We start from the raw sequence: 13,201 nt of genomic DNA, 5'->3' as shown, positions 1-13,201 counted from the left end.
CGGATCCTCGCCGCGGTGCAGGCTGTCGCGATCGGGCCTGTCGCGCTCGCGCCGGCGGCGGTCGCGCAGGACTTGGCGCTGCCACGCGCCGTCATCGAGAGCTTCGCGGACTGCGCCAACTGCCCCGAGATGGCCATGCTGCCGAGCGGCCTCGCCATGAGCCGACGCCATGTCACCGTCGGGCAGTTCAAAATCTTCGCCCGCGAGACAGGCCTCCAACAGACCGGGTGGGGATGCGTCTGGCAGGACCCGAAGGTGCCGCAGGACGACGAACACCCGGTCGTCTGCGTGAGCTACCAGGATGCGAAGGCCTATGCGGACTGGCTCTCCGACCGGACGAAGGCGCGCTACCGCCTGCCGACGCTGGGCGAGCTGCGCTACGCCCTCCAGGCGGGCGAGATGGGCAACTACTGGTGGGGCCAGGATGTCGGCGAGGGCCGGGCCAATTGCAAGTCGTGCAAGACGCCGTTCGACGGCAAGGGAACGTCGCCCGCGGGCAGCTTCGCGGCTAGCCCCTACGGGCTCTACGACCTGCCGGGAAACGCCTGGCAGTGGACCAGCGACTGCAAGGACGACGCGTGCGCCGAGCGCATCCTCGCCGGTGGAGCCTGGTCGAGCCGCCCGGCCGACCTGCGTCCGACCGCCACCATCTGGAACGACGTGACGCTGCGCTTCAACACCTATGGAATCAGGGTGGTCAAGGATGTCGACTAGTCTTGCCACGCGCGGCCACATCGCGGTCGTCCCGTCCGTACCCGCCTTGGCGCTCGCGATCCTCGCCGGGGCGTTGGTGGCCCCTGCCCTCGCCCAGACGACCGGCGAGGCAAGTGGCGGTGAGGCCGGCGAGACCGTCACGGACTGCGACACCTGCCCGACCCTGGTGCGGCTGCCGGACGGCAGCCTGATGGGGCGGGACCTCGTCACCCGGGCCGAGTTCGCGGCGTTCGCGAGCGCCACGGGCTTTTCCGGCAAGGGCTGCCACGTCAGCGACGGCAAGCGCTGGTCGCTCAACAAGGAAGCGGACTGGCAGAACCCCACGTTTCCTCAGGGCGACGATCACCCGGTCGTCTGCGTCAGCTGGGACGACGCGAACGCCTATGCGGATTGGCTGTCGGAGCGCACCGGCAAGAGCTGGCGGCTGCCGACCGTGGAGGAAAGCCAGGCGGCGACCGCGGCGGGCTCTACCTCGGCGTTCTGGTGGGGCGAGGAGGCCGAAGACATCTGCGCCCGCGTGAACCTCGCCGATCAGTCCTACAAGGCGCTGTTCCCACTGGACGAGCGCAAGATCGAGGCCTGCGACGACGGCTTTGCGCACACCGCTCCCGTCGGCAGCTTCCCGGCGAATGCATGGGCCCTCAACGACATGGCCGGTAACGTCTGGCAGTGGACAAACAGTTGCCTGAAGGGCGACTGCGCCAATGCCGTGTTCCGGGGCGCCGGCTGGAACGTGGCGCCGGTGAAGAACTTCACGACCGCCCACACCTGGGGCGACCGAGTGGTGGTGCGCAGCTTCGCCCTCGGCTTCCGGTTGATGCGCAACCCGGACTGACTCGTCCGGCACCTTTGATCATCGCCCAAATGGATGATGTAAAAGCAAATATTGTCGTCGCCATGACTGCTCGTCGACTTGCGACCGGTGCGCCGTCGAGTATGATGGAAGTAGCATATGTCGGAGTTTCGCCATGGAGCAGGATCGCGACAAGCTTCGCGCACTGACGCGTGCGCTGATCGTCGGTGTCGCTGTGGGAACTCCCGCACTCAGTCTGTCCGGCTGCGTGACCCCCATGTCCGTGCAACGACAGGGCGACAGCGCCGAGGCACGGTCGGCCGCCTTCGCGGCCGTCGCGTCCGGGTCTCCACGCTCCGTCGAGCGCGTGATACGGGAGTATCCGAATGCCGGCAGCACCGTCGACATGTTGAACGCTCTCCCGGCGTCCGTTCTCGTCCGGGTGTCGCCGGCGGCGGTCCGCAGCCTGCCGGCCGCCAGCCGGAACCAGCTGTCTCCATCGGTGCTTCGCGTTCTACGGATCCGGCCGGCGCCATCGGAAGCTCGGTCCGCGTCCGCGCATGGCGGCTATTGAGGCACGCGGCCCGGCGTCGGCGGCCGCATTTGCGCTCCAGACACCCTGCCCGCCCGAACCGCCAGTCCTTTGCCTCGTCACGACCAACGAATGGCCCGTGGACCCGAACGCCATCGTGGTGGCGCTCGCGGGGCGCGGGGTGGTCGCATCGGCAGGCGCGAACGGGCTTCCCGGGGCTACCTCCGACGCGACAGCGACCGTCGAGCCATCCATCTTCGACCAGCGTGTCGTGGTCCGGTACGGATCGTCGTCCGACAGTCTTTGGGTGCGCCTCGCGAGGGCCGTCGACCCGGACCTTGCGGCGGTCGCCGCCCTCGTCCGCCCGCCCTTGTTTCGTCGGACGCGGTCATCGGACGGCCGAGCCGTTGCGCTGACGGGCTGCCGTCCCGATCTGGAAGCCGAGCTTGCGCGCTCCACGGCGAGGCTGATGCCAGCGCGCGCGACGACCGAGTTTCCGACCGAGGCCGATATCCTCATCGTCGACGGGCGAGCGGCCAGTCGTGCGGACGAAGCCGGCAGCGCCGGCACGCTGGATCCGTCCTCCGCCGTCCGCCGCCTTGAGGAAGCCTTGATCGCCCTCGCGGCCGGGCTGGAGGTGCTGTGGGTTGGACCGGCGCCGGTTTTCGGCACGGATCTCCTCCACCACGTCGCAAACGTCGACAAGGCTCTTCCGGCCCTGGAGACGGCTCTCGACGCGGTGGCCGCCGGCGGGATGCGGAACGACCGCGACCGGAGCCGGCGTCTTGCGGCGGCCTATGGGCTCTTCGGCACCGTCGCCGCCACGCCGGAGGCGGTTGCCGACGCGGTCATCCGGACGCGGCCGCCGCCCCGGCGCGCGGAGCCGACGATCTCCATCATCATCGACACATACAATTATCTACGCTTCCTGCCGGACGCGGTCGCCAGCGTACGGGCCCAGACCTCGCCGGCCGACCAGGTGATCGTGGTCGACGATGGCTCGACCGACGGAACCGACCAGTGGCTCGCCACCGAAGGCGATCTGATCGCGATCATCAAGAAGAACGGCGGGCAGGCTTCCGCTTTCAACGCCGGCACCGCGGCAGCGACAAGCGATGTGGTGATCTTCCTCGACGCCGACGATCGCCTGCTGCCGGACGCCCTACGCCACATCCGAGCCGCTTGGACCGAGCGCACCACTCACCTGCAGTTCGGCCTGGAGCTGATCGACGCCCACGGCCGGCCTTGCGGCGTTTACCCGGAGACCCGGTGGCGGAGCGGCGGCGACGGCCTTCCGCGGCTCCTCGCCGACGGACAGGTGCTCTTCATGCCGACCAGCGGCAACGCCTTCTCCAGGGCGGCGCTGAAGGCCGTCATGCCGATCCCGGAGGAGCGCTGGCGCATCTCGGCAGACCTCCATCTCGTCACGATGATGCTTGCGCTCGGACCGGTCGATCACTGCAACGCGGTGTTGGGGCAGTATCGCGTCCATGGGCGGAACCTCTGGTACGGGCCGTTCGCCCGCGAACCGGCCCATCGCCCGGCCCTTCTGAAGGCCCGCGTCGCCGCCTGGCGTGATCTCCTCCGGCGACTGCCGCGCCTGCGGCCCGGTCCGTTCTTGGGCATCAACCGTCTGCGGCTGCATCGCCGGATCGTCCGGACCGCGATGTCGGCTGACGGAGCGCCCGGCATCGTCGCAGACGACCGTGTTTTGTTTCGGCGGATTGGCGTCAGAATCCGGCGCGGCGCGAGCGTCCTCGCGCTCGTCGGCGAAGCGGCCCGGCTTGCGGTGGCGGCGACGGGCGCGCCCCTGATCGCGCGCGCCGCCCACCTGGGGTTCGTTCTGACGAACATCGCACAGGCATGGTTCGGCCGTTCCAGCCTGCCCGCTGCCGTGGACCGCGACCCCTGGCCCTTCCCGGCCGCGTGGTGCGACCGCGACACCGTCGCCGGACCGTCGCTTCGGCCCGTGCTCGACCACGGCGACCGGCTGACGGCAGACAGCCGACCGCGGCTGGGTGACGCCCTCGGCTGGGGATGGGTGGACCATGCCCCGGCGGGGGCGGCCATGGCAGACGATGTCGCCACCCTGGCGATACGGTTCGGCCGGCACGCGCCCGGATGGACCGTCCGGCTCGGCCTCGACGGCCCGTCCCGGGCGGCCGTCGCCGGCCTGGAGGTGCGCTGCAACGGCCGGCCGGTGACGTGGCGGCTCGAAGGCGGCGACCTTCTCGTTTGCGTGCCGGGGGCGGTGCTTTCGCCTGAGCCGGACGGCTTCCTGGCGGTGCTCACCCTCACCCGCCCGGCCGCGCCCAAAGCCGCGCGAGCAAGGACGCGACCGGCGATCATGCTCTTGAGTCTTGCGGCGGGAATCGCCCCCATGGGCTTCGCGCGTCCGGCGCCTCTGGTCGCGGCGGACGGGGGCTTGAAAATCGAGCCCAGCGACAGGGTTGATGCCATCCTGCTGTCCGGATGGGACTGGCCTGGACCGGGCGGTGCACGGGCGGTGGACCGACGGCTCGACATCGCCGTGTCCGTCGACGCGGCATCCGGTTGGACGATCCTTCTGCTCGGCCTCGACTGCCGGACGGCTTCCGGATTGCTTGCGCTGCCTGAGGCGCGGGCCGGGGCTTGCGACCTGGAAGTCTATCCGGTCGACGGCGGTCGGAGTCTGGCGCTGCTGCTGCCGGCCGTCGCCTTCGACGCCGCCGGGGCGACCCGTGTGACCCTTCTGCTCGTTCCGGAGGCCGAGACCGGGCTCCTCCCCGCGGACGCGCGCCTTCACTTCGTGGCGGTCGACGGGCGCGGAGAACGGGATGGCCTGCGGCCACCCGTTCCCGACCGCCGGCACCATCCGGTCGAGATTCTGGCCCTGGAGGACGTCGCTGCGCTCGACGTGCCGGCGGCGGGCGCGCCGGCGCGGATCGTCCGGCCGGTGGTGGATTTTATGGTGCAGCTTCCGTCCGGGGCGGAAACCGGAGCGGTCGTGACGCTCTACTGCGGCCTTGAAGGGCCAAACCACTGGGTGGCGGACGGCGTCGCGACGGTGAGCGACGCCAAGGTGGCGGACATCGCCGCGACAGTGGACGGCGTGCGGACGGGGCTTCGCCTGTCGGACGTCAACACCCTCCGCCTCTGCCTGCCGGGCCGGGAGGGAGACACCGCGTCGGTGCGCCTGGAGGTCGGTAACGCGGCGGTCTGGATCGGGTGGATCTCGGTTTCACCTTGCGGCGCGCAGGCGGAGGACGACCTGCCCGGCCTCGGCGAAGCGCCGTTGGACGCGGAAGCGCTCCACCGGTTAGCGGCGCGGCCGGCCGACTGGCATGTCCCCAGCGACGGCGCGCTCTGGCTGGCGGTGAACCGGGCGACGTTGAGACTGCGCGTTCCGGCCGGACCGGCCGGCCGCGTGCTGACCGTGACGACGCTGACGCTTCCTGGACACGACCAGCACCTGTCGATCACCGGCCCTTCCGGAACGGCTCGGAGCCGGGACGGCGGCCGAGACACCCTGGTGCTGGACCTGCCGGTGATGGCCGAGGAGGCCGTGGTGCCACTGCGGATCTCGACCGACCGCCTTGTCAACCTGGGGATCGCGACGGGCGAGCCGGCTGCCTCGCTGATCGGCGGGGCGGTGGTGTCGGTGTCCCTCTCTGACCGGCCGCCGGTCCGGCTTTCGGAGCCGCCGATGCAGGGAGGACAGGGCCATGAGTAGCCGGTCGCGATCGACACGGCGCGATCCGACGGTCAGCGTGATCGTCACCAACCACGACTATAGCGGATTTCTGACGGACTGCATCGAGAGCATCCTCGGCCAGACCGCGCCGCCGGACGAGATCGTGGTGGTGGACGACGGGTCGGCCGACAACTCGCTCGCGCTCGCGCGGCGCTTCGGGTCGCGCATCACGGTCGTCGCAAAGCCGAACGGCGGGCAGGCGTCGGCCATGAACGCCGGGTTCGCCCGGACGTCCGGCGACCTCGTGCTCTTCCTCGACAGCGACGACCTGCTGCGGCCGGAGGCGCTGGAGACCGTGCTCCTCCATCATCATCCGGACTTCTCCGCCTATGCGTCGCTGCTGGAGATGATCGACACGGCGGGCCGGTCGCTCGGACTCTATCCGGCGAGCGCGGCGGCTGTGACGGGCGACAACAGGCGGTCGCTGCTGGCGCGGGGCGTGTTCGCCTATCCGCCGACCTCCGGGAACGTGTTCCGGCGCGAGGCGGTGGCCTGGGTCTTTCCGCTGCCCGAAGCGCGCTGGCGGATCAGTGCGGATGCCGTGCTTCTGGGCGCGGCTGCGCTCCACGGGCCGACGCGGGCGATCCCGGCCGTTCTCGGCGGCTATCGCGTCCACCGGGAGAACAGCTATTTCCGGCAGGGCGCCGGCCGGCCTTTCACCAACGCGCGTGGGCTCGCCGACATGGCGGACACGCTGGACCTGCTGGCCGCGTCGCCGGCCCTGCCGGCGGCCGACCCGAAGGAGCGTCGCGCCCTCAAGGCTCGCCTCGCTATGACGGCGGCGGTCGTGCGCGCCCGCCGGTATTCGGCGACCGGCGACCGAGCCGGTTTGATCGACGACCTGACACGGGCGTCGGCCCGGGCGCGCGCCGCCGCCCCCTCCCTCCGCGGCAGCGCCGGTTGGACGTTGATCGGGGCGGCCGCCCGGTCCGGACGCTCAGTGGAGCGGATCGCCGGCTGGCTGGCCGATCCGCGCACGCTGCCGCGCGCTGTGCGATGGATGCTGTCGCCGGACGGCGCCTCCTCGCGCCTGGACGAGCCGCGCCGGCTCGCCCGCCTTCGGCCCGGGGACGAGCTGATCGCAGGGGAGAGCGCCGGCTTCCGCCCGGTGTTGGCCGGCGGGTGGATCGACGAGACCTGGGGCGGCTTCTTCAGCAGCGGACCCGACGCGGCGCTCCGCTTCCTGATCGAGACGGAGGCGCGGCCGATTGGCCTCACCCTGTCGATCTCGCTCCCGGCTGGGCGCCACCGACTTTCCGTCCGGCGGAACGGCAGACTCGCCGACCAAGTGGAGGCGGAGGACCGGGTCGACCTCCAGCTGCCGCTGGCGGCCTCCACCGATCCGGTGACGGACGTGCGGCTGGACCTTTCGATCGCGCCGGCCGTTGCAAAGGGCCGCATTCGGGGAGCCTTCACGCCGGCCGGCTGGTTCGGCCTGGAGCGGCTCGCCGTCACGGACGCCCGACCACAAGCGGCCATCCTGGCGCCAACGGCCCTTTCGGAGCGCGAGGCGGCGGCGAACCGGCCAGCACTCGCCGCCGTCCTGCCGTCCGCGCCAGACTGGGCGCCGGCGGGCGACGGCGGGATGACGCCGACCGGGTCCTACGCACGGCTCTCGATCGACATCGCCGCGCGGCCTGGACCCGTCGATCTCGTCCTCTCGGTGGGACGGCGGGGCTTCGACGGCTGGGCCCGGATCACGACCGACGGCATGACGGCGTTCGAAGGGCAGTTCGTCGAAAACGCCGACATCATCCTGCCGCTTCCACCCGGTAGTGGGCAGGCCCGCACCATCGCCCTGGGGTTCGACCTGGAGCCCCTCGAGCCCCGGCGGTCCGAGGGCGCCGCGTGGCCGAGCTTCGCCGGCATCGCGGTTGCCTCCGCGTCGGACGAGGCCGAGGGACGGATCCGCCTCAACCTCGGCGAGACCCGGAGCCTCGGCCTTTCCGCCGGCCGGTGGGTGGATCCGGGTGCGGACTGGACCGTGGTGGAGGACGGCCTTTTGGCCACCACGTCGGAAGCGCTGCTGCGGCTGGCCCTTCCCGACCAGCCGGGCGAGCGGACGTTGCACCTGGACCTTGAGCCGGCGATCGCGGCGCCGGATCGGCGCGTGGTGGCGGGCGTGTCCGTGGACGGCGCGATGCGGGCGACGGCCGATCTCGACGGCGGCGCCAGCCTTGCCGTGCCGGTCGGCATTGGACCGTCGACGGTGGTGATCCACGCCGTCGCGGTGGGTCCGGACGGCACCGATCCTGCGCCTGCTCCGGTGCGGCTGGGACGTCTCTCGCTCTCTGGAACGGTTGCCGACCGTCCGCCTGCGACAGCGGATGTCCGGTGGGCGCGGCCGCCGCTGATCCAAGCCGCAGAGGCCTACGCCGCCGCCGCCGACGCCATGGCGCTTGCCACCGACACGGCCGCGATGGACCGGCTCTGCGATGCCCGCCGCAGTCTGGCGGACGGCATCGCCGGCGCGAGCGGCAAGACGCTGCGCGCCCTCGTGGCCGCCGACGGCTGGATGGGGTCGCTGGTGCGCGCCTGGCCGGCCGCGCGCCTTGCGCCGCTCTCGGCCGCCGAGGCCGTTCACCTTGACGCGGCTGGCGGGCTCTGGCGGAGCGGCGCCGAGCTCGACAGACTGCGGGCCTTCCTGCTTGTCGCCCTCCATAGCACGCCGCGCGCGCTCGGTGAACCGGTCGAGTTGGAGGACCTGCCGCAGGCGGTCGTTCACCGAACGGCTGAGGTCGCGGCCGTGCTCGTCCGCGAACCCGCCACTGTGACCGACGAGGCGGACGTCGATGCGGCGGTCGCCGCCGCCACCCGGCTCTACGAGAGCGCGGCATCGGCGTTCGCGGCAGGCGAAGCGGGCGACTACCGCTTCCGTCTTGCCGGGGCGGTGCTCGACGGCCAGCGCAACCTCGGCGTCCTATTTGGCTCCGGCTCGCTCGCGCCAATGGCCGCCGCCATGGCGGACGCGGTAGAGCGCCGCCTCGCGCGGGCCGGGCACGACCTTGCCGGGCCGCCCCGGACGCCACGGATGCGCGCGCGGCTGAAGGTCGGCATCCTGCTCTACGACGTCGGCCCCACGCCGGAGGGACGCCTCGCGTCGGGCCTTGCGGAAGCGCTCCGCCGCGGGCCGTTCGACCCGGTCGTCGTGACGCTGGCAGGGAGCGGCGCCGGCTGGCGCGGCGCCTTCGAGCCACCGCCCGTTGTCGACGTGACGGGGCTTTCCACCGAGGACGCGGTGGCGTCGATCCGTGCGCTCGACCTCGACGTCGCCGTGCTCGGCTCCTACGTGTCGCAGGCGAACCGGGCGGCGGAGATCGTCGCGCACCGGCTCGCGCCGCTCCAGATCGCCATGGCGGCGGTCAGCCCGCAGCCCGTGGGGTTCCGCAGCGTCGACGCCTTCCTGTCCGCCCCGATGACGGAGCCTGCGACTGGATCGACCGGCCACCACCTGGAGCCCCTGGTGCTTGCCGCCGATCCCTTCCAGTGCTTCGACCCGCTCGGCTGGACGGCAACGACAGACAGGATGGCCGCCCGGCGGCGGCTCGGCATCCTGGACGAGCGCGTAGTGCTGGTGAGCGGCGCCATGTGGGGGAAGATCAACGATCGCCTGATCGCCGCCTGGACGGCCATCCTGGCGGGCGTGCCCGGCAGCGTCCTCGTGCTCTATCCGTTCGCCCGCAACTGGAAGCGGTCGCACGCGCCGGCGCGAATTCGCGACCGGTTCGCGGACGCGCTTCGCCGGCAAGGTCTTTCGCCGGACCGGATCGTCGTGGAGGAATCCCTCGACGCCGAGGGCGTGCGCGTCTGCCTGGCGGCGGCGGACCTCTACCTGGACAGCTTTCCCTATGCGGGCGCCACCACCGTGGTGGAAGCGCTGGCGGCCCGCCGTCCCGTGGTGGCCCTCGCCGGAACAACGCAGCGCGGGCTGCAGGGCGCCGCCTGGGCCCGCTCGGTCGGGCTGGAGGATCTGGTGGCGGACACGCCGGAGGCCTACGTCAGGATCGCGATCAGTATCGCCGGCTCGGCAGACCGGCGGGCCGACCTGGAGGCGAGGCTCGACGCCGCGCTCGCCGAGGTGATGCCCTTCGCCGACCCGGACCGGTTCCGCGCCGCGCTAGAGCCGGTCCTTCTTCGGCTCGCGGCCGAGCGGGGCGTCGCCTTCCGGCCGGACGATGATGCGGCGCGCCTCGACCGCGGCGACGAGGCGGTCCGGTTCCATGTCTTCCACCACCTGCCGAAGGCGGCCGGGACGACCTGCAATGCCGTCTTCCGGTCGTGGTTCGATCTGGTGCGTGACTACAGGCCGGGCTGGGACGACGCGGAGACGCCGCCCGCGCAGGACCTGTCCACCCTGACGCCCGCCCACATGCTGGCCGGCCACTTCGACACCGACCTCTTGGCGCTGGAGAACCGCTATCCGGAGATCCTGGAGGACCGGCGCTGCCGGATGGTCACCTTCTTCCGGGACCCGGTGCAGACGGCCTTGTCGGCCCACGCTTTCGAGGACGAGAGGCGGCGACACGAGCCCGGCTACGAGCGGATCAGCGTCGACGTCTTCCTGGCGCGCTGCGGCAGCGTTTTTCTCCACCACATGCGCTGCGGCCCCGACAAATGGCGCGACGCCCTGGACCGCTACTGGTTCGTCGGCACGGTGGAGCGGCTGCCCGACTGCCTTGCCTGGCTCGCCCGGCGACTCCGCAAGCCGCTGCCGGACATCCCCATCCTCAACGCCACCGACAGAGCCGCGCCGCCGAGCGCTGCGGCCGTGGACGACTTCGTCGCCCGCAACGCCATTGACTACGAGATCCTCGCGGAGGTGAACCGCCGGCTGGACGTGCTGTTCACGGCGGCGGCGGAGCGGCGGTAAGGACGGCTGGTCAGGACGGGGCGGCGTCACGGGTGACGGCCGGTCACCCATTCCGGCAAGGGCTCGCCGGGCTCGAACACGTCCTCGGCGGCTTCGGCGGCAAAGGACGGGACCGCGCCGGTCCAGGCGAGCGGACCGTCGAGGCCGGGCTGGCCGTCGACGCCGACCCGGTAGAGGCTGTTGATCACATACTGGTCGTCGTCGTTGAGGCCCTTAACCTCGGCGATCTCGATCACGCGGCGGCGGCCCGAGCGCTTCAGCCGGGCGATCTGCACGACGACGTTCACGGCCGAGGCGATCTGGGACCGGAGCGGCCGCAGCGGCATGTCGATATCCGACATGAGGGCGAGCGTCTCCAGCCGGTGCAGGCTGTCGTAGGGCGTGTTGGCGTGAACCGTGGACAAGCTGCCACTATGCCCGGACGTCATGGCCTGGATCATGTCCAGCGCCTCGCCGCCGCGGCACTCGCCGACGATGATGCGGTCCGGCCGCATGCGCAGCGAGGCCCGGAAGAGTTCGCGGATGCTCGCGCCACCGCGGCCGAAGCGGTCCGGCTTGGTCGTCTCGAAATAGACCACGTGGTCCTTGCGGATCTGCAGCTCGGTCGTGTCCTCGATCACGATGACCCGCTCGTGGTCCTCGAAGGCCTCCGACAGGGCGTTCAGCATCGTCGTCTTGCCGGTGCCCGTGCCGCCGGAGATGATGACGTTCTTGTGCAGTTTCACCGAAGCCTTGAGGAGCGCCAGCGTCGGCTCCGTGAGGCTGCCCTGGCGGACGAGGTCGTCGATCGACCGGTGTTCGCGCAGGAAGCGCCGGATGGAGATGCACAGGCCCGAGCGCGCGGCCGGCGGCTGGACGATGTGGACGCGCGAACCGTCCGGCAGGCGCGCCTCAATGCTGGGCTCCTCGGGTGTCAGCCGCTTGCCGGAGAACTGCGCGATGCTGCGCGCCGCGGCGTCCAGGTCGTCGCGGGTGGCGAAGCGCGCGTCCGACTTCTCCAGTTTGCCGCGCCGCTCAACGTAGATGTCCGCGACGCCGTTGATCAGCACCTCCGAGACCGCCGGATCGTCCAGGAACGGCCGGATCGGCGCGAGCAGCTTGTCCAGCGCCCGCACGAGCACCTGGAAGGTGGCCTGTTCGGTGGCGTCGCCGGCCGGGAGCGTCATCAGAACGGCATCCCGATGAGGGCCGAGCTCATGCCGAAGAGCGCGATCATCATCTCCAGGCCGGTGCGGAAGAAGGTCATCAGCGGGACGAGGATGAGACCGAGCACAAGAACGTGCGTCATCATCTCCATAGGCGGGCCCTCCGGGGCGGCTGACAGAACTTGGATCGGCGCGACGCCGTGCCCGCCGTCGCGCCATATCGTGCAGAGTAACGCAGCCGCCAAGTCCATACCATCCGGGTGGGGAGTCGAATATTTGATCGACCGGCTCCTCGGCCGCATGTCCGCCAGACGAAATGCCCGTGCATGTACCTGAAATCGCTGATACTCTTTCCCTCATCCGAATAGATGACGCGCGTCCGCGCGAAGGCTCCAAACTCGTTGGAACCCACCCGCTGGGTTGCTTGACGGGTCCCTGTTCAGGCCGGTCCGGTTCGGTCAAATTGAAGTCGTCAGCGCAACGTTGGCTTCAAAGACCCGACCATCTCAAGAGAAGATATCAAGGAATTTTGGAGCATTACAGAGCGCAGCGACAGTCGGACTTAAGTCACCGTATCGAGTTCTTGAAGTTCCGAAACACAGGACCGAAACCATTATCCCGATCTTGAAAGGAACGACAATGATCACGTCTCTTAAATCTCTCGCCGTGGCGATCCACAAGGACGAGCGCGGCGACATGGGCCAGATCGTCCTCGCCGTTGCCCTGATCGTCATCCCGCTGCTCCTGATGCTGCTAGCCTTCGGCAAGCAGATCGGCGACTGGTTCAAGAACCAGAACAGCGAGTTGAAGGGCAAGAGCACTAGCGTCCCCAAGGCTCTCTGACGGTCGCCATGGACTGGCTCCACGCCCCCATTCTCGATCCTGCGGCGGCGGTCCTCGCCGTCGCCTGCGCCTTCGCCGCGGCGGTGGTCGACCATCGGCACGGCGTGATCCCTAACCGGCTGACCTACAGTGTCCTCCTCGCCGGTCTGGCGCTGGCGGCGGCAACCGGCGGGATCGCGGGTCTCGGGTCGGCGACGGCCGGTCTCCTCGCCGCCGCTGCGGTGTTCGTGGTCGCCTTCGCGGCCGGCAGCTGTGGCGGCGGAGACGTGAAGCTGATGGCGGCGCTTGGCACCGTGGTCGGCTTTCCGGTGGCGGTGGACTTGACCCTCGCCGCCCTGATGGCCGGCGGCGTACTGGCAGTGGCCGCCATGCTGCGCCGGCTCGACCTCGCCTGGCTCGTCAGGTCAGTGAGCCTCTTCGTGCTCCTGATGCCGGCGGGCCTCAAGACTGCGGCGTCGTCCATGGCCCCGGCGGAACGCCGCACTATCCGGTTCGGCGTCGCCGCCGCGGCCGGACTCGTGTGGATCCTGCTCCTTCCGGAGCACACACCCCTCTCCTTCGTCAGGTGACC

At 70.7% G+C, this 13,201-nt stretch carries 8 protein-coding genes; 7 read left to right on the top strand and 1 reads right to left on the bottom strand.

Translation table 11 applies throughout. The annotated features are described in order from the left end of the window. Positions 1 to 15 precede the first annotated feature (15 nt). The 5 genes from HND91_RS20695 (at position 16) to HND91_RS20675 (ending at position 10,642) form a co-directional block, all read left to right on the top strand. A complete protein-coding gene (locus HND91_RS20695; RefSeq protein WP_181708510.1) occupies positions 16 to 714 on the top strand; it encodes an SUMF1/EgtB/PvdO family nonheme iron enzyme in 699 nt (232 codons plus the stop codon). Further along, positions 704 to 1,549, top strand: coding sequence for a formylglycine-generating enzyme family protein (locus tag HND91_RS20690; RefSeq protein ID WP_181708509.1), 846 nt, complete (start codon positions 704 to 706; stop codon positions 1,547 to 1,549). Before HND91_RS20695 ends, HND91_RS20690 begins: the two co-directional genes overlap by 11 nt. 133 nt (positions 1,550 to 1,682) lie before the next feature. Further along, complete coding sequence (locus tag HND91_RS20685; protein WP_181708508.1) at positions 1,683 to 2,081, top strand: hypothetical protein; 399 nt, start codon at positions 1,683 to 1,685, stop codon at positions 2,079 to 2,081. A gap of 427 nt (positions 2,082 to 2,508) precedes the next feature. Continuing rightward, entirely contained in the window at positions 2,509 to 5,751 is a 3,243-nt protein-coding gene (locus tag HND91_RS20680; RefSeq protein ID WP_181708507.1) for a glycosyltransferase family 2 protein, read from the top strand. Continuing rightward, complete coding sequence (locus HND91_RS20675) at positions 5,744 to 10,642, top strand: glycosyltransferase (protein WP_181708506.1); 4,899 nt, start codon at positions 5,744 to 5,746, stop codon at positions 10,640 to 10,642. The genes HND91_RS20680 and HND91_RS20675 overlap by 8 nt, the downstream gene beginning before the upstream one ends. Before the next feature lie 26 nt (positions 10,643 to 10,668). On the opposite strand, the gene HND91_RS20670 is transcribed toward HND91_RS20675, so the two are convergent. Beyond that, complete coding sequence (locus tag HND91_RS20670; RefSeq protein ID WP_181708544.1) at positions 10,669 to 12,006, bottom strand: TadA family conjugal transfer-associated ATPase; 1,338 nt, start codon at positions 12,004 to 12,006, stop codon at positions 10,669 to 10,671. Positions 12,007 to 12,426: 420 nt separating this feature from the next. On the opposite strand from HND91_RS20670, the gene HND91_RS20665 reads away from it, so the two are divergent. Both HND91_RS20665 and HND91_RS20660 read left to right on the top strand, forming a co-directional pair. Further along, entirely contained in the window at positions 12,427 to 12,630 is a 204-nt protein-coding gene (locus HND91_RS20665) for a hypothetical protein (RefSeq protein ID WP_181708505.1), read from the top strand. Between the two features lie 8 nt (positions 12,631 to 12,638). Then, positions 12,639 to 13,199, top strand: coding sequence for a prepilin peptidase (locus HND91_RS20660; RefSeq protein WP_181708504.1), 561 nt, complete (start codon positions 12,639 to 12,641; stop codon positions 13,197 to 13,199). Positions 13,200 to 13,201: the final 2 nt, after the last annotated feature.

The organism is Chthonobacter rhizosphaerae, assembly GCF_013839525.1.
Lineage (GTDB): Bacteria > Pseudomonadota > Alphaproteobacteria > Rhizobiales > Pleomorphomonadaceae > Chthonobacter > Chthonobacter rhizosphaerae.
The sequence above is the reverse complement of the archived record's forward strand: the minus strand, read 5'-3'. Positions and strand labels throughout refer to the sequence as shown.